This is a genomic window from Nocardia sp. 852002-20019_SCH5090214, from assembly GCF_001665865.1.
In the GTDB taxonomy this organism is placed as follows: Bacteria; Actinomycetota; Actinomycetes; order Mycobacteriales; family Mycobacteriaceae; genus Nocardia; species Nocardia nova.
Window position 1 is genome coordinate 24,299 of the sequence record NZ_LZMK01000220.1, and the last position, 17,544, is coordinate 41,842.

Annotated in this window: 14 protein-coding genes; 4 read left to right on the forward strand and 10 right to left on the reverse strand. The window is 68.6% G+C overall.

Translation table 11 applies throughout. The features are described 5' to 3' along the window. Positions 1 to 17: 17 nt before the first annotated feature. On the forward strand, positions 18 to 1,082 hold the full coding sequence (locus A5780_RS17315; protein ID WP_081879880.1) for a phosphotransferase family protein: 1,065 nt from the start codon (positions 18 to 20) through the stop codon (positions 1,080 to 1,082). Between the two features lie 13 nt (positions 1,083 to 1,095). Here A5780_RS17315 and trpB read toward each other — a convergent pair whose 3' ends face one another. The 3 genes from trpB to A5780_RS17330 all read right to left on the reverse strand — a co-directional run bounded on the left by trpB (position 1,096) and on the right by A5780_RS17330 (position 4,503). Next, positions 1,096 to 2,337, reverse strand: a complete 1,242-nt coding sequence (gene trpB, locus A5780_RS17320) for a tryptophan synthase subunit beta (RefSeq protein ID WP_064908945.1) — start codon at positions 2,335 to 2,337, stop codon at positions 1,096 to 1,098. A 136-nt stretch (positions 2,338 to 2,473) separates the two neighbouring features. Further along, on the reverse strand, positions 2,474 to 3,664 hold the full coding sequence (locus A5780_RS17325; protein WP_064908946.1) for a serine hydrolase domain-containing protein: 1,191 nt from the start codon (positions 3,662 to 3,664) through the stop codon (positions 2,474 to 2,476). A 65-nt stretch (positions 3,665 to 3,729) separates the two neighbouring features. Beyond that, the gene (locus A5780_RS17330) at positions 3,730 to 4,503 is read right to left on the reverse strand and encodes an alpha/beta fold hydrolase (RefSeq protein ID WP_063011326.1); all 774 of its coding nucleotides are present in this window, start codon (positions 4,501 to 4,503) and stop codon (positions 3,730 to 3,732) included. 54 nt (positions 4,504 to 4,557) lie between these two features. On the opposite strand from A5780_RS17330, the gene A5780_RS17335 reads away from it, so the two are divergent. From A5780_RS17335 to A5780_RS17345, 3 genes are all read left to right on the forward strand, one after another. Then, positions 4,558 to 4,929 (forward strand): MerR family transcriptional regulator, encoded by a 372-nt coding sequence (locus tag A5780_RS17335; RefSeq protein ID WP_064908947.1) that lies wholly within the window; start codon positions 4,558 to 4,560, stop codon positions 4,927 to 4,929. Positions 4,930 to 4,979: 50 nt separating this feature from the next. Then, the gene (locus A5780_RS17340; protein ID WP_063011322.1) at positions 4,980 to 5,813 is read left to right on the forward strand and encodes a serine hydrolase; all 834 of its coding nucleotides are present in this window, start codon (positions 4,980 to 4,982) and stop codon (positions 5,811 to 5,813) included. A gap of 96 nt (positions 5,814 to 5,909) precedes the next feature. Further along, positions 5,910 to 6,437: a DUF3145 domain-containing protein gene (locus A5780_RS17345; RefSeq protein WP_064908948.1), complete on the forward strand. Its 528-nt coding sequence runs from the start codon at positions 5,910 to 5,912 to the stop codon at positions 6,435 to 6,437. Positions 6,438 to 6,440: 3 nt separating this feature from the next. Here A5780_RS17345 and A5780_RS17350 read toward each other — a convergent pair whose 3' ends face one another. From A5780_RS17350 to A5780_RS17385, 7 genes are all read right to left on the reverse strand, one after another. Continuing rightward, entirely contained in the window at positions 6,441 to 6,875 is a 435-nt protein-coding gene (locus A5780_RS17350) for a YbaB/EbfC family nucleoid-associated protein (protein ID WP_197521777.1), read from the reverse strand. Positions 6,876 to 7,017: 142 nt separating this feature from the next. Further along, entirely contained in the window at positions 7,018 to 11,487 is a 4,470-nt protein-coding gene (locus A5780_RS17355) for a hypothetical protein (protein ID WP_064908950.1), read from the reverse strand. 18 nt (positions 11,488 to 11,505) lie between these two features. Then, entirely contained in the window at positions 11,506 to 13,098 is a 1,593-nt protein-coding gene (locus A5780_RS40070; RefSeq protein ID WP_156769536.1) for a hypothetical protein, read from the reverse strand. Between the two features lie 241 nt (positions 13,099 to 13,339). Next, positions 13,340 to 14,785 (reverse strand): acyl-CoA carboxylase subunit beta, encoded by a 1,446-nt coding sequence (locus A5780_RS17370; protein ID WP_063011312.1) that lies wholly within the window; start codon positions 14,783 to 14,785, stop codon positions 13,340 to 13,342. Between the two features lie 152 nt (positions 14,786 to 14,937). Continuing rightward, positions 14,938 to 16,188, reverse strand: a complete 1,251-nt coding sequence (locus A5780_RS17375) for a KasA/KasB family beta-ketoacyl-ACP synthase (RefSeq protein WP_063011310.1) — start codon at positions 16,186 to 16,188, stop codon at positions 14,938 to 14,940. A gap of 10 nt (positions 16,189 to 16,198) precedes the next feature. After that, positions 16,199 to 16,498 carry a meromycolate extension acyl carrier protein AcpM gene (acpM, locus tag A5780_RS17380; protein WP_030518485.1) on the reverse strand — a complete coding sequence of 100 codons (300 nt, stop codon included), beginning with the start codon at positions 16,496 to 16,498 and terminating at the stop codon, positions 16,199 to 16,201. A 131-nt stretch (positions 16,499 to 16,629) separates the two neighbouring features. Next, complete coding sequence (locus A5780_RS17385; RefSeq protein ID WP_030518486.1) at positions 16,630 to 17,544, reverse strand: ACP S-malonyltransferase; 915 nt, start codon at positions 17,542 to 17,544, stop codon at positions 16,630 to 16,632.

Sequence of the window (17,544 nt, forward strand, 5' to 3'; positions counted from 1 at the left end):
GGTCGTGGTGGTGCACAATGTGGGGCATGTCTGTGGTGCAACCGGCCGAGGTCGAGCGCGAGGTCGTCGATTTCGCGGCCGTCGGCGAGTGGATGGATGAGCAGGGCCTGCCCGGCGGCGACTTCGAGGATGTGACCTCGCTCGGCGGCGGCACCCAGAACATCATGCTGCGGTTCCGCCGGGGTGGCCGCGAATTCGTGCTGCGCCGCGGGCCGAAACATCTGCGTCCCAAGAGCAACGACGTGATCCGCCGCGAATCCCGCCTGCTCGGCGCGCTCGCGGGCACCGGCGTGCGCGCCCCGCGGGTGATCGCCGCGGGCGCCGACGAATCGGTGATCGGCGCGGTCTTCTATCTGATGGAGCCGATCACCGGCTTCAACCCGCAGAACGAGTTGCCCGCCCTGCACGCCGGCGATCCCGAGGTGCGGCGGCAGATGGGACTGTCGGCGGTCGAGGCCATCGCCCGGCTCGGTTCGCTCGACTACGAGGCGCTGGGGCTGGCCGATTACGGCAAGCCGGACGGTTTCCTGGAACGCCAGGTGCCGCGCTGGCTCGGCGAACTCGAGTCCTACAGCAGCAACGACGGCTACCCCGGCCCGCAGATCCCGGGGGTGGACCGAGTCGGGGACTGGCTCGACCGCAACCGGCCCGCACAGTGGCGGCCGGGCATCCTGCACGGCGACTGCCACCTGGCCAACATGATGTTCTCCTACGACGGGCCCGAGGTCGCCGCCATGGTCGACTGGGAGATGTCGACGATCGGTGATCCGCTGCTGGATCTGGGCTGGCAGATCGCCACCCGGCCCGAGCCCGGAACCACCGGCGCCGCCCTGGTCGGCAAGCTCGGCGCCGCGGGTGGCCTGCCCACCGCCGAGGAGATGATCGCCCACTACGCGAACTTCTCCGACCGCGACCTCGGTCACGCCGGCTGGTACACGGTGCTGGCCTGCTTCAAACTCGGCATCGTCCTCGAGGGCACGCACGCGCGTGCCTGCGCCGGCAAGGCGCCCAAGCAGACCGGCGATTTCCTGCACGCCATCACCCTGGAACTGTTCGAGAAGGCCAACCGGCTCTGCGAATGAGCCGGGCGCGGCGTCAGCCGGCGTCGAGCAGGTCGGCGAGGATGGCGAGATCCTTGTCGCCGCGGCCGGACAGGCACAGCAGAATCAGCGCGTCCTCGGCGATTCCGCCCTGTTCGGCCAGCTCCAGCAGATATCCCACGGCGTGCGCGGATTCGAGTGCGGTGATGATGCCCTCGGTCCGGCACAGCGTATCCAGTCCGCGCAGCGCCGCCGCGTCGGTCGCGACGGCGTGGTCGATGCGGCCGATGTCCTTGAGATGGCTCAGTTCCGGGCCCACCCCCGGATAATCCAATCCGGCCGCGATGCTGTGGGTTCGCGCGATCTGTCCCTCCTGGTCCTGCAGGACGTAGCTGAACGCGCCGTCCATCTCACCCGGTGTGCCCGCGCTGAGTGTGGCCGCGTGCTCGCCGGTGTGTAAGCCGCGGCCCCCGGCCTCCACACCGATCAGCCGCACCTGCGCATCGCCGGTGAAGGGATGGAACATCCCGATCGCGTTACTGCCGCCGCCCACGCACGCGACGACGTGGTCGGGCAGCCGTCCCGCCGCCGCCAGCAGCTGTGCCCGGGACTCGATGCCGATCCGGCTCTGATGGTCACGCACCATCCGTGGATAGGGTGCGGGCCCGGTGGCGGTGCCGAACAGGAAATGCGTGGTTTCGGTGTGCGCCACCCAATCTCGCACCGCCTCGGTCACCGCGGCCTTCAATCGGCGATCACCGGAACGGACGGCGCGCACGTCCGCGCCGAGCAGCCGCATCCGCACGACGTTGCTCTGCTGGCGGGCCATATCGTCGGCGCCCATGTAGATCACGCACGTCAGCCCGAGCATGGCGCAGACGGTCGCCACCGCGACGCCGTGCTGCCCGGCCCCGGTTTCGGCGATGACGCGGGTCTTGCCCATCCGCACGGCCAGCAGCCCCTGCCCGAGGGCATTGTTGATCTTGTGGGCGCCCGTGTGCGTCATATCCTCGCGCTTCAGGAATACCTGCACTCCGGGGACATTCAGCGCGCGGGCCAGTCGCGGCGCCGCGTGCAGCAGGGTCGGGCGGCCGACTCGCTCCCGCAGCAACCGGTCGAGTTCGCCGTGGTATTCGGGATCCGCCCAGGCCGCTCGATGGGCGTTCTCGACGTCGGTGAGCGCCGCCATCAATCCTTCGGGAACGTAGCGGCCGCCGAACGCGCCGAATCTGCCGGGGTCCCGGATGCCGTCCCGGGTGGTGGCGTGGGTTGGCCTGTGTCCGATCACCATTCGCATCCGCGCTTTCTCCTCGCCGTCCGGCTCGGACAGTGTGTGCGATCCGCTCGCACACCTGGTCACCTGCCGGCAAAGAGTGAGTTAACAGCACGGAAGAGGTCATCGTCAGTGGTGGTAAGTCGGCGCGGTGGCGTGATCAGCCGCAGCGGAGTAGTGCCTCCCGCACGGCGCGGGCGCGCGCATCGTCGAGGACGGCGGTGCCGAGGCGGTTCATCACATAGCCGAAACCCAAACCCGTTGCGGGATCGGCAAACCCGAACGAGCCCCCGTAACCGGTGGTGCCGTACGCGCGCCTGTCGCTGCCGAAACGGAAGCTGCCACACGATTTGCGGAACCCCAGATGGTAGCGGCTGCGGGTGAGCAGCACCAGATCGTCTGCGGGCACGTCGTCGACGGTGTCGGCTGTGGCCAGCCGGTCCAGAATGCCCGGTGCGATGGGCAATTCACCGGTGCGCCCCGCCGCCGCGCCGTAGACCCGCGCCAAGGAACGCGCCGTGCCCACCCCACCCGCGGCGCGGCTTTCGACACCGAGGAATTCGCGGCGGGTGGCACGTTCGGGTGCGCCGGTGCGGGGGCTGCTCAAGGCGCGATAGGTGAGCCCGCGCCGCAGAAACATCTGAATCGCGATGCGCAGCGGCACGTCTCGCTCGTACCGCAGCACGTCCAGGCCGGAGGTGGACGCGAGCGTGGCGATGCGATCGAGGGATTGCTCCTCCGGCAATCCGATGAAGAAGTCCAGCGCGAGCGGGCCGGCGAAGTCCTCGGCGAAGATGCGGCCCAGGGTGCGGTGCTGCGGATCGACGCGGCGGAGCAGTTCGCCCAGATACAGCCCGGCGGTGATCGGGTGATAACCCTGCCGGGTGCCCGGACTCCACAGTGGTTTCTGGTCGGCCAGGATCTCCGCGAGCCGATCCCGGTCGGCCATATCGGACAACCGCACCACCCGGTCCAGCACCGGCAGACCCGCGCGGTGGTCGAGCAGCTGCCGCACGGTGATCGATTCCTTGCCGTGTGCGGCGAATTCCGGCCAATACTGCGCGACCGGGGCCTGATAGTCGAGGACTCCGCGGGATACGGCACCCGCCACGGCGAATGCCGTCATCCCCTTCGTCGAGGAGAACACCGGAACCGTGGTGTCGCGCTCCCACGGCAGCTGTCTGCGGCGATCGCGGAACCCCGCCCACAGATCCACCACCGGCCGGTCCCCGTCGTAGACGGCCACGGCCGCCCCGATCTCGCCGAACCGGGCGAAGTTGCGTCGAAACGCGTCCGCGACCGGCTCGAAACCGGTCGCCACCTCACCGTGTACCTCAGCAACCTCGCCCATAGTGCAACCGATGGTAACGGTCACCGCCGCGGCGTCGTACGGTGTCCACCCCGATCGGAAACCGATCAGGCGGCGTGGATTCGGGAGCTGTCCGCGAAGTAGTCGAGGACAGCGCGATGCCACGCCTCCGGCGCCTCGTGCATCAGCACGTGCCCCGCCGCTACCTCGACGTATTCGGCGCCCGGAATGGCCGCCGCCAGCTCGCGCGAATTGGCGGGATCGACCAGCAGATCCGCGGTCGCGGCGATGACCCGGGTCGGCACCGCGACCCGGGGCAGATCGGCGCGGGTGTCCACCCGGGCGACCAGATCCGCCTGCGCCGCCGCCCCGCCCGGGACACCGGCCGCGATCTGGGCCAGGTACTGCGAATACACCTCGTCGGGCAGGGAATTGGTGAAGGCGGCGCTGTATCCGGACAACAGGACCACCCGCGCGAACGCATCGTGGTCGCGTGCGGCGAGCGTGCCGCGCCACAGATCCAGGACGAGCCGGGCCCGATGGTCGGCCCGGGCCAGCCCGGCCGCGAGCACCAAGCCGGTGACCCGATCGGGATGACGCACGGCGGCGCGCACCGCCACCGCGGTGCCGAGCGAGAATCCGATGATCGGGAATCGCTGGGCGCCCGCCGATACCGCCTCCTCGACCAGTGCGTCGGCCAGCCCGTCGAGGGTCAGCACGGTGTCGTCGGCCGGATAGTCGGAGCCGATCACGGTATGCCGTTCGGCGAGCAGCGGGATCAGGGAGCCGAAGTTGGCCTCGATTCCGCCGCCCGCGCCGTGCGCGAGCACGACCGCGGGACCGCTGCCGGTGACCGATGTGGACAGTGAAATGTTCGTCATGGCGGCGACGTTAGGGATTGACATGAGTGTGAAGGTCAAGTCCGGGAGGGCGCAGTGCTGATCGGCGAGCTGGCGAACACCACCGGCGTCAGCACCCGCCTGCTGCGCTACTACGAGGAACAAGGGCTGCTGAACGCCCGCCGCGACGGCAACGGTTACCGCGTCTACGCCGACGACGCACCGCAGCGGGTGCACCGCATTCGCGAGCTGCTCGCCGCCGGACTGTCGACCAGCGCCATCCGCGAACTGCTGCCGTGTGCGACCGCCACGGGCTTACAGCACTGCGATCACACCCGAAAGATCATGCGGGAGGGCCTGTCTCACCTCGACACGCAGATCGCCGAGCTGACCCGGCGTCGCACGCTGCTGGCTCGTCAGGACGAGCAACTGGTGGCCGCGCCCTATCGCAGCGACGGCCCGGCGTAGCCGCCTCCCCGCGGCCGGTGGGTTCGGAGCCTTCTCGTAGGCTCGGTGCCGTGCGAGCACTCGAACAGATTCGCGACTGGCCCGTCCGGCATGCCGCCGCGGGCGTCGTCGATGCACACGGCGTGGTCGGCACCGAGGGAGACCTCGACCGGGTGTTCGCCCTCGCGTCGGTCACGAAACCCCTTGCCGCCTACGCGGTTCTGGTGGCGGTCGAAGAAGGTGCGATCGAACTGGACCAGCCCGCCGGCCCGCCCGGCTCCACCGTGCGCCACCTGCTGGCGCATACGGCCGGACTGGCCTTCGACACCACGGTGATCATGGCCGAGCCCGGGCAGCGCCGCATCTATTCCAGCGCCGGATTCGAGGTCCTCGCCGAGTTCCTCACGCGCGAGACCGGAATCGAATTTCCCGAATATCTGCGGCAGGCGGTATTCGAGCCACTCGGAATGAAATCCTCGGTGCTGGCCGGATCCGCCGGGCACGCCGGACGCTCCACGGTGAACGATCTCCTGCGTTTCGCCGGAGAATTGCTGAACCCGATCTTGATATCCGGTGACATGCTCGCCGCGGCGACCTCCGTGCAATTCCCGGGCGTCGGCGGAGTGCTTCCCGGATACGGATCGCAGCGCCCCAATGATTGGGGTCTGGGATTCGAGATCCGCGACCACAAGACTCCGCATTGGACGGGGGGAGCCAACTCGCCGCGAACCTACGGGCATTTCGGGCAGTCCGGCACCTTCCTGTGGGTGGATCCGGAGATCGGGGTGGCGTGTGTGGCATTGAGCGACGAGAACTTCGGCGATTGGGCCCGAGCGGTGTGGCCGACGCTCAGCGACGCCGTCATCGCCGATATCCAGCAGATTCGCGACACGGCCGAAAAGTAACAGCCGTAACATCGGGCACTCCAGTAAACTCGGGCAACGCCTGGGCTCGACGGGATGTTGGGGAAGACGTCCGACGTCGAGGCTGGAGGTGTACAGGTGCGCGCATCTGATCAGTTCGCGGATGTGACGTGTGGTGTGGTGTACATCCACGCGTCACCGGCCGCGCTGTGCCCGCACATCGAATGGACGCTTTCCTCCACTCTGAAATCACCTGCGTCCCTGCGCTGGACCGCCCAGCCGGCCGCCGCGGGACAACTGCGCGCAACCACGGACTGGGTCGGCCCGGTCGGTACCGCGGGACGAATTGCCAAGGCGTTGCGGGATTGGCCCGTACTGCGCTTCGAGGTCACCGAGGACCCCTCCGAAGGGGTCGACGGCGAACGCTACAGTTTCGTGCCCAGCCTCGGATTGTGGACCGGCGCGATGAGCGCCAACGGCGACGTCATGGTCGGCGAGATGCGGCTGCGCGAAATCGTCCGCGCCGCCCGGGCCCGCGGCCGCCACGGCGATATCTCCGCCGACATCGATCGCGCCCTGGGCACCGCCTGGGACGACGAACTCGAACCCTTCCGCACCGGCGGCGAAGGCGCCGAGGTCACCTGGCTCCGCCGCGACGTCGGCTGAACCTCATTCGATCGCGGCCGAACCCTCGTCGCGGAAGTGGGCACGGATATCGCGCAGGCTCGGCGCCTCGCTCACGACATCGGGCAGATCACCCAGATCGTCGAGTTCGGCGGCGATCGGGGCCGTCAGCGATTTGTGCTGCCGCCGCGCCTGCTCCGCCGCCGCTCGCACGGTATCGACGATCGTGCTCGCGAGCTTCTCGGGTCCGCCGCGCAAAGCCGCCGCGGAGAGTCGCAGCTCGGTCAGCAGCCCGTTCGCATCGACGGTCGCCCCCACCGCGTGATCAGACGAATCGACCTGCACCCGAACATCTTCCAGCTGCCGAGACACCTCGGCCAGCCGCTCCCGCTGCTGCTCGAACGCATCCAGCAGATGATCGACCTGATTACGCAACCCGCTGTTGCCGGCCCGCAACCCTTCCCGCTCCCAACGGTCCACGAGGCGCCTCCATTCGCTCGTACACTGCGCCAACGACGCTGAGGTTCTCAACGCAGTCTCGGCTTCGTCTTCATACTTCCCAGTCCGGGAGCTAATCATCACCGGCAATCGTCAACCGGTCGACTGCGGGCAACCCGCGGGCTCAGCGGTCGCGTGTGTGCCGCCAACCCGGGTCGTACCGAGGGTTTTCCACAAAATCCGCAACGTCCGGCGATTGCGGATCGAATCTGTAGTAACCCCGGATGAATTCCGGACGAATCCCACCGGGGAAGATCACTTCGCGACGCTCGGTACCAACGATCTCGAAGCCCCCCGGCGCATCGATCACATACACCCGGGTGCGGTGTAGGCTCTTGGCCGTCTCCAGCGACTCCGTGGTATACACGAGGCCGTCCATCAGCTCACTGGGCACGAATCCTTCCCGGAACGGCAATCCGGACGTGGGTGGTATTTCTCCCGGTTCGACATCTGCGGGCCTGTCGTCGGCGCGATACAGGATCCCCGTGTCGTCGCTGCGCCGGACTATCGGGCGAGATTCGGCGCTTTCGGCCCAATAGGCGACGAGCTGAGCCATATCGACGCTGTTGCGGTCGACCGCAGCCGGCATCGGATCGGCATGTGGCGTCAATCCGACGATCTCCTCGGGTGAACGAACCCGTACGGGGCCGGTCGGCGGAATCCGGACGTGGTTGTCGGCTGCCTCGAGATTGTTCTGCTCTCGCGCCGCTCGATGCGCCGCTCGCTGTTCGGTCATCGCCCGACCGAGGTCGTCCAGTCGCACCGTCGCGTCACCGCGGCCCGTGAGGCCGAGTTCGCGCATGCTGTTGCGTAGATCGTTGGCCCAGAACGGATACACCTCGATTTCGATCGGCGGCTCACCTGCCCGCAGCTGAACAATCGCGGGTTCGAAGTCGGATTTCCCATTGTTCAGACGTGAATAGTTCACTCGGCCCGCATGTTTCAACTCGGCGTGAATGTTCTCAGCGGCAACATCCAGGTGCGCCGGATCGACATGGGGCGCCAGCGCTTTCGCCATCTGCAGGAACTGCTTGGGGCCGACTGCGAGGGCTGTGCCGTTACCGTCGTTGACCACGAGGTGGCGTACCGGGGCGATCGCATCGTGCAGCCACGGCGGCAGCGGTGGGGTCTCATGGATCGAGAACGAGAGCTCTCTGGTCCAGCCGGACTCGTCGTCCGGTCGTAATCTGCTGTCGAGACGGCCGTGTACAGCATCCCCGAGGACGGATTCAGGGTGCGGGACGGTCCCGGTGTCGAGTACCGAGATGTGCAGGACCCGATCGGCGCCGGTGCCGGTCTGCTCTGCGGTGACCCGGACCGGGCCATCGGTCGAATCGACTGCGTGAGCGACCGCATCGGCCAATGTGAGACCAGCGTCGTCGACTCGCCCGGGCGGCCAGCCGGGCATCTGCTCGCCGAGCCAGTCCCACGCAGCGGTTGCGGCAGCGTCTTCACCGAGTGCTCGCGGGACGGTGAATTCGCCCGGCGCGGACGCCTCGTGTGCATCGATTCGGTCGCTCGCCATCTCACCGGTGGGGTCGAGTTCGAGCCCAAGCTCCGAAAGGTCACCCAGGTCCGACAGATCGCCGAATTGGGAGAGGTCCGGTTCGCGTTCCGGGACCGGTTCGGAGCGGTCGAGTTCGAACCAGATCGACTTACTGCCGTCGGGGTGTTCGTCGATTCCGGTGTTGTGGCTGAGTTCGGCTCGTAGCAGGCCGCCGCGGGAGCTCTCCTTGTCCACGGCCGTCGGGTTGGCAGGATCGTATTCCGGCGGTAGTCCGGGGATGTGGTCGGTGACCGAGACCCGCAACCGGGGACCGCCCGGGCCGGGGCCGATTTCCGAACGATAGGAAACCGGCGGCCGTCCACTGGGGTTGAGGCCCACGGCGTTCTGATAGACCTCGGTATGGATCAGCTTGGCGGCGTCGATGTGGTCTTCGGGCCAGCCGGCCCGGTTCAATTGGGCCTCGAGGTGACCGCGTTCCTCACCGACTCGGCGCATGTACGGGAACCGCGGCTCCTCGGTGCCGAGTGCGGCCCGGTCGGGGAACGGGATGACAGGTTTGCCCTCGGCGTTGTGGGCGAGTGCCGGTGGCTTCTCGTCGAAGTACCAGACGGTCAGGGCGTGGCGCTCGGCGCCGGCCGTCTCGGTGACGGACAGGCGTAGCGAGCGATCACCGGTGGCGGGATCCGCGACGACCATCTCCGCACTGAGATCGATCGTTCCCTCGCCGGATTCGATTGCCCGGGTGACGGTCTCGGTGATCTCCGCAGCCCGGTGCGGACCTGTGTCCGGCCACCCGCGCAGCAGTTCGGAGACTGTAGCCGCCGCCTGAGTCGCGTGGTCGTGATGGCCTGCGGTAATGCCCGCCAGATCGACCCGGCGCGGGTCGTCCCCGCCGGACCACGACGCGGCGGGCGGCCCGTCCGGTGGATTGGTACCGCCGGCACCGCCGCTCGCAGGTGGCCGCTCGCCGGGATCAGCTGCGGCGCGGTGTGTCTCGCGGCCAGGTGCCGGGTCGGGCGATTCGGCGGGACGAACCCCACCGGACGGCGGGTGATCGGCCGTATCGACCGTCGACGCTTTCGGTGGCGCGCCGCCGGTCCCTGCGGGTTCGCGAGCTTCCGCTCTCGCTCCGGTTGCCGCAGGCGGCCGGGGGTCGGCGGCGAGACCGCGGTCCGGACCGGCGCTTCGGCCCGGCTGCGCCTTGGGCGTCGCGGTCTGCGGATCGTGATCTCCTGGACCGTTGCCCGCGGCTTCGCTGTGCATGGCGGTGCCGGGAGCGGTCTCCGGCCCAGCGGGTGTGCTGCCGTGCCCCTGCGGTCCGGGTGCGACAGCGCCATCGGTCGGCTGATGTGTCTGTGCAGCAGTCGATACGGTGGGTGGCTGCGGTTCCGCTGCGCCGGTCACGAAAGCGTTCGGCTCCGCGCCGGCCACGACGCCTGCCGGAACCGGTTCGTGCGCAGGTGGACTCGGTGCGCGGACGGTACTCGAGGAAACGGGCGAGGAGAGTTCGGCGGCACGGGAAACTGCGCCGCGCGGTCCGGATGCATCGAGCTGATCGTCACGTGACAGGCGGTCGGAACGAGCGCCCTCGGTGATGAGATCCGCCTTGGTCGGGGCTGGTTCGGGTCCGCCGGGGTGGGTCGGCACCGCGGGATCGGCGGCCACCGCGCCGACGGGCTGCCGGCGCAGGTGCTCTTTGTCCGAAGGCAGGGCGGTGTTGTGATCGAACGGATCCGGGCGCCGCGCCGAGCCGGATTCGGCGCCGGAGTCTCGTTCGGGCAGACGCGCGCCCGCCGTCGGCAGCTCTTCGGCGACCGCCGCCGCGACCCGCTGCCTGCCCGGTATGGACGGAGAATTCTGTGGGTGCTGCGCGGGGCCGGATGGCCGGTGATCGCCGGCACCGGGGACAACGGGCTCCTCGGCCCGGGCGGGTGTTCGCGACGAAGCGGCGAGAACCAGCGGTGCCGGATCTCGTCGAGTGACGGCTGCGACGTTCTCACGAGTCCCCCGGTCGACCCACCGAACTCGGGCCGGCGCACCAGACTCCGGTCGCGGTGTGCCGGGGACACCAGCAGGCATCGAACCCGGCGCATGTCGCAGCGCTGCGCCGGCGGCTCCCAGGAAACCTCCCGCGAAACCTGGAATGATCCCCTCCGTGAAAGCCTGGCGCGTGAAGGCCTGACCGGTCGCCGCCAGCGAGACCACGGCGCCTGCCATCCCGCCGGCGACTCCGCCCGCTCCGCCGACGAATACCGTTCCACCGAGGTGCGCGAACAACCGTGCGGCCCGGGTTGCGGCAGCCTGACGCAAGCCTGCGGTGATGTTGCTGCCGAGATGCGGAGCCAGGCGGTCGAATGTCCGCGCCGCCGTGCGGCCGAACATGGCGGGTACGGGCGCGACCGCGTGACCGACGACAGCGCCGGCCGCGCCGCCGGCACCGCCTGCGATGATGGCCACTGCGGCCGACGCCGGATCGATGTCGTCTCGATGTCCCTGCATGATCTGCACGCCTTGCGCTGCCAGGTTGACGAGCCCGCCCTGGGCCATGCCGATGATCACCGCGTTGCGCGCGAGAACGAGAAGGCCTCGCTCGGCTGCGGCCTTGACGCCCGCGCCGGCCAGCCACATGAGCACCTTCTTGCGGAGTATTCCCAGCGCCGTCTCGGCCGCCATCCGGTCGGCAATTGCCAGCAGGCCCCCGCCGGCGGCGAAGGCGATCCCGTCTCGAATCAACTGTGCCGCCAGCACACCTGCGGTGAAGATGCAGACCAGCTTCTGGAATTCGATGCTGTTCGCACCCTCGTACAACTGCTTGGCCATGCTGTCGCAGTAGGTGGCCTGGTCACGCCAGGTGTCGGCCAATTCTGTGTGCTGTTGGGCGAACTGGTCGACGGTATGCCCGAGCCCGGCGGCCCGGATAGTGTGGGCCGCGGCGGTGTGCCGTTCGGCCATGGGACGGCACTGATCGGCGGTGTCGGCCCAGGCGTCGGCGCAGCGGCGCATCGCTGATTCGTCGCCGGTGGGAAAATGGCCCGCTACACAGGTCATCACCGGTTCGGGCAACCACGGTGGCAAGGTCAAGGTCACGGCGGGCGAACCTCGACCTCAGCGGGTTTCCGGTGACATCGCCCGGGATACCAGCAGACCGTGCAGCACACGTGCCGGCCCTTCGGACCCGGCGGTCAATTCCCCGGCGGCGAAGGCAACCGCCAACGCGCGCGAGGGCGCGAAAACGTTGCCCCGGAAGCAATCCGGGCCGAGCTGGGCGCGCCACAGCTTATAGCCGCGGACCACTCGCGCCAGGGATTCGTGCTGGACACCGTCGAGCCGCAGATACGCTCTGATCAGCGCGCGCTGGGCTTCCTCGCGAACAGGAGAGCCGCACGTCATTTCCAGAGCGGCGCCGAGTTCGCGCACCATGGCGGCGAACAGCGGCCGCTCTCGGTAGATCGCCGCCTGCCCGGCCGTAGGTGGTGGGGTGAGCAGGAGGGGATCGACAGCGGCAGCTCGGCTCACCGTGATCCACGGCTCGGCGTGCGCAGCGTGCGTTACGGGAGCGCGGTTCTCGACTTCGCAGTATGGTTCGGCGCTACTCGTGATTTCGAGTCCGCGCAGGTGCACCGGGTATCTGGCCCGGATGACATCGAGTGCGGCCGCGATCTCGCGCACGGTATCCGCGGAGACGCCGCCCGAATCGAATCCGAGAATATCGAGACCGTGCCTGGCCGCCATGTCCTGTGCGAGCTCCGACGCCGCGGCAGCGGCGGTGCGCGGACGTGCGGGTGCAGATCGGCGACGGCGTGGAGCGTTCGGTCGTGGCGCGCCGCTCCGCTTCGGTGCCGGCTTTTCGGGGCCGGCGGGGCGGTCGGTAGTTCGCGGCGATGCTACCCGTGGTGGTGTGGTGTTGCCCGGCGTCGCGGGTGCGTCGGTGGCGCCGGGTGCGCCCGTCCAGGGTGTGCCGGCAGTGTTTCGCGCCCACGGGGTCTCCACCCGCGACGGCGTGGAGGTCTTCTGCTGCGCAGCGGTGGTGGCCGAAGATGGAGGCGCCGGCGCTGTCGCAGGTGCCGGAGTAGAAGACTGTGGCTGCGCGTCTGCGTCCGCGTGTCCGGTCGCCGGGGGAGTCCGAATGCCGGGCGCAGCCGGGGAGGATTCGCTGCCGTCCGTGGCGGGAGTCGGCCAGCCGGTGGACCGTGCCGCGGCATCAGGCATCCGCGTCAGACCGTCGGACGAGGGCCCCTGATCGACCGCCGCCCCATCAGGGCGTCGACCCTCATGGGGCGCGGGCGGGCCCGGCAACTCGCTGGAAACGGGATGCGACGGCGCGGAACCGAACGGCGTAGTCGGTGCGGTGACGGGTACATCGAATCCCGGTGCAGCGTTCGGCGCACCCGAGCGTTGCACCGCCCGTGCGCTGCTCACATCGTTGTCTTCGAAGGCATCCGCCGCCTCGGCGGCATTTTTACGCAATGCGCGCAGGTTCCCGGTGAGATTCTCGAGTCCTTCGAGGCCGCGTTCGGCGTCGGGCACATACGTGTGCGCGAAGGTCTTTCCGGGCTCATCCGCACCCCAGCAGTGCCCTTCGTGTTCGAGCGCCGACCGTAGCGCGGACGTGATCAGGGCGGCCTCGTCGGCCAGTCGTTCCAGTTCCGCGGCCGAAGCGCGCAACTCGGCGGGGTTCACCGACAGTGACTGGTCCACGCCGATCTCCCTCGTCGTCGCACGGCGAGTCGCGTGGTGTCGGCTGTGGAGGCGTTCGCCGGCGTTCACGCCTCTCGACAGCGGGCGGTACCCGATTATGACCTGTCAACTGGTTGGGCACGATCCAGGACTATTCCCTGTCCTGGGAGGTGTGTAGCCGAACCGGAAATGCCGGGCCGGAAAGACATTACGGGTGGCCTCCGCGAGGGAGACCACCCGTAATGTGTTGGCGCGTAACGCTTTACAGCGGAATGTTCTTGTTGTGGCTGGGCTGGGCCGGGGCCGAGGCCAGCGCGGCGGCGATGGTGGACCGGGTCTTGGCCGGGTCGATGACCTCGTCCACGACGCCGAGGGACAGGGCCCGTCCGACTCCGCCGGCGATGGTCTCGTGTTCGGCGGTGAGGCGCTCGATCAGGGCCTCACGCTCCTCTTCGGGGGCCTTCGCGATGGCCTTCTTGTGCAGGATGCCGACCGCGGCCTTGGCGCCCATCACGGCCACCTCGGACTCCGGCCAGGCGTACACGGCGGTGGCGCCCAGCGAGCGGGCGTTCATCGCGATGTAGGCGCCGCCGTAGATCTTCCGGGTCACCAGCGTGACGCGCGGGACGCGAGCCTCGGCGAAGGCGTGCAGCAGCTTCGCGCCGCGGCGCACCACGCCCTCCCATTCCATGCCGACACCGGGCAGGTAGCCGGGCACGTCGGTGACGACGACCAGCGGGATGCCGAAGGAGTTGCACAGGCGCACGAAACGCGCTGCCTTCTCGGCGGATTCGCTGGTGAGGCAGCCGCCCATGCGCAGCGGGTTGTTGGCGAGGACGCCGACCGTGCGACCGCCGAGGCGGCCCAGGCCGGTGACGATGCTGCGGGCGTAACCGCCCTGCATCTCCTCGAAGGAGGATTCGTCGTTGCCGTCCGGCGAGGGGATCTTGTCGAGCAGCTCGCGCACGACCGGCTTGACGTCGTAGGCGCGCTTGGCCGACTCCGGCAGCATCGCCTTGAGGTCCACATCGCCGTGCGCGGCGGCGGACAGGTCGAATTCGCCCTGTTCGGCGAACATCGAGACCAGGCGGCGGCCGCGGTGCATCGCGTCGTTCTCGTCGTCGGCGACGATATGGCACACACCGGACTTCTTGCCGTGGGTCTCGGGCCCACCGAGAGTGGCCATGTCGACGTTCTCGCCCGTGACCGACTTGACGACATCCGGTCCGGTGACGAAGACGCGGCCCTCGGGCGCCATGATCACGACGTCGGTCAGAGCGGGGCCGTACGCGGCGCCGCCGGCGGCGAAGCCGACCACCACCGAAATCTGGGGGACCAGGCCCGAGGCGCGCACCATGGCCTCGAAGACGGTGCCGACCGCATGCAGTGCCTCGACACCCTCGGCCAGGCGGGCGCCGCCCGAATGCCAGATGCCGACGACGGGGATCCGGGAATCGATGGCGGTATCGATCGCGTCCACGATGTGCTTGCACCCGTCGACACCCATGGCGCCGCCCATCACGGTGGCGTCGGAGCAGTACGCGACGGTGCGCACGCCGTCGACCTCGCCGATGGCGGCCAGCACGCCGGACTTGTCGCGGGGGTGGAGCGGAAGAACGGTTCCGGGATCGAAGAAGCGCTGCAACCGACCCAGCGGATCACGGGGATCGGTCGTGGCATCCGCCTGCGCGGGGGCCATGATGGTCATCGCGGTCTCTCCTCGATGGAATGTGGAGTCGCTGACGCGGCTGCGAAAGATGAAAAATCCCGGTGGGGCTTTTCGACGAGGGGATCTGCCTTGGCCGAAAAGCCCCACCGGGTTCGCTGAAGTTGTCGACAGTACGTTGTCGACGAGTCGGATCAGTACCGTCCGAAGGCCAGCGCCACGTTGTGGCCGCCGAAACCGAACGAGTTGTTGATCGCGTACTCGATGTCCTGGCGACGGGCCTCACCGTGCACGACATCCAGGTCGATCTCCGGGTCCTGGTTCTCCAGGTTCAGCGTGGGCGGAACGATGCCGTCGCGAATGCTGAGCACTGTGAGCACCGACTCGAGGGCACCCACGGCGCCGATCGAGTGGCCCAGGGCGGACTTGGGCGCGTAGACCGAGGCGTGCTTGCCCACGGCCCTGTAAATCGCGTTCGCTTCCGCGGTGTCCCCGATCGGGGTGGCGGTCGCGTGCGCGTTGATGTGCGTGATGTCGGACTTCGACAGTCCGGCGGTCTGCATGGCGCGCTCCATGGCGCGCGCCGCACCGGCACCCGTGGGATCCGGGGCGACCAGGTGGAAGCCGTCGGAAGTGATGCCGGCACCCAGCAGGCGAGCGTGGATGGTGGCCCCGCGTGCCTTGGCGTGCTCTTCGGTCTCGACGACCATCAGTGCACCGGCCTCGCCGAAGACGAAGCCGTCACGATCCTTGTCGAACGGCCGCGACGCGCCCTTGGGGTCGTCGTTGCGGGTGCTCATCGCGCGCATCATGGAGAACGCGGCGATCGGCACGTCGGAGATGTAGCCCTCGACACCGCCGGTGACGACCATGTCGGCGTCGCCCATGACGATCATCCGCCACGCGTTGGCGATGCCCTCGGATCCCGACGAACATGCCGAGACCGGGGTGACCACTCCCGCCTTGGCCCCCAGTTCGAGGCCCACGACAGCGGACGGCCCGTTCGGCATGACCATCTGAACGGCCAGCGGCGAGATCTTGCGGTAGCCGCCGTTCTTCAGCTTGTCCACCGAGTCGATGAGCGCGTCGCCGCCGCCGAGACCGGTGCCGATCGACACGGCCAGGCGCTCGGGGTCGACCTCGGGGCTGCCGGCGTTCTTCCACACCTCGCGCCCCAGCACCATCGCCAGCCGCTCGACATAGGCCATGCGGCGGATCTCGACCCGGCTGAGCAGGGTGTCCGGCGAAACCTTCAGGTGGCCGCCGATGCGAACCGGGAGGTCGTATTCCTCGATGAAGGAATCCTCGAGAACGTCGATGCCGCTCTCGCCGTTGAGGAGTCCCTTCCACGTCGCATCGACGTCACCCGCGATCGACGTGGTCGCCGCCATGCTGGTGACGACGACGTTCGGGAAGTTCCCGTTCAAAGTGGAAGGAGTGGTCACGGTGTCGGCCTTACTGGGCGTCGAACTTGGCCTTGAGCTCAGCGGCCGCGTCGGAGTTCTCGGCCTCGAGCTTCTGGATGTAGGAGACGGCGTCACCCACGGTCTTGAGGCTGGCAAGATCCTCGTCGGGGATCTTCACGCCGTACTTGTCCTCGGTCTGCACGGCGATCTCGACCATCGACAGCGAGTCGATGTCCAGGTCATCGACGAAAGACTTCTCGATCGTCACCTCGGAGGGCTCGATGCCGGTCACCTCTTCGATGATCTTGCCGAGCTCTTCGACGATCTGTTCCTGGGTCAGAGCGGCCACTTGGTGGCTCCCTTCTTGTTCTTTCGTTGGTCCGACGTGAATCGGAGGTCCCGATTATTTCTTCGGTACGAGGTGGACGAATGTTTCGTCCTGCTCGCTCACGGTCGCGTCACTGCGAGCCGCGAGGAAAGCTAGCCGGTTGCCGAGAGCTCGACAAACGCGGGGATGTTCTCGGGGGTCTTCAGCGCCAGATTCGGGGTGCCCTTGAGCTCCCGCTTGGCGATGCCGACCAGGGTTCCGGCCGGCGGCAACTCGGCCACCGCGGAAACCCCTGCCGCGCGAACGGTTTCGGTGCACAGATCCCACCGGACGGGCCGGGTCACCTGTGCCGCCAGCTTCTCGATGGCGTCTTTGCCCGAGTCGACCGGCTTACCGTCGTAGTTCGACAGCAGGGTACGGGTCGGCTCACCGGGGACCATCTGGGAGATGGCTTCGGCCACGGCGTCCTGGGCGGGTGCCATGAACGCGGTGTGGAAGGCCCCGGCGACGGGCAGCGCGCGAATCCGCGCCTTTTCCGGCGGGTTCGCGGCCAGTTCCGCCAGCGCATCCAGCCGGCCTGCCGCCACGATCTGGCCGACCGCGTTGCGGTTGGCCGGTACCAGGTCGAGTTCGGCGAGCCGGTCGAGCACGGCGGCTTCGTCGCCACCGAGCACAGCGGACATGCCGGTCGGAACCAGCGCACACGCCTTGGCCATCTCCGCACCGCGAATCGCGGCCAGTTTCACCGCGTCGTCGGGAGAGACGACACCGGCGACGGCTGCGGCGGCGAGCTCGCCGACCGAATGTCCGGCGACGATGGTATCCGCCGGGACCGCTTCGTGCGGAATCTCGGCGAAAGCCAGCAGCGCGGCGGCGACGACCAGCGGCTGGGTCACCGCGGTATCGGTGATCTCCTCCGCGGTGGCGGTGGTGCCGAGGCGGAGCAGATCCAGGCCGGAGGCCTTGGACCACAGTTCGAGGCGGTCACGCGCGCCGGGAAGATCGAGCCATGGCGCGAGCATGCCGGGTGTCTGAGAGCCCTGTCCAGGGGCGAACAACGCGATCAC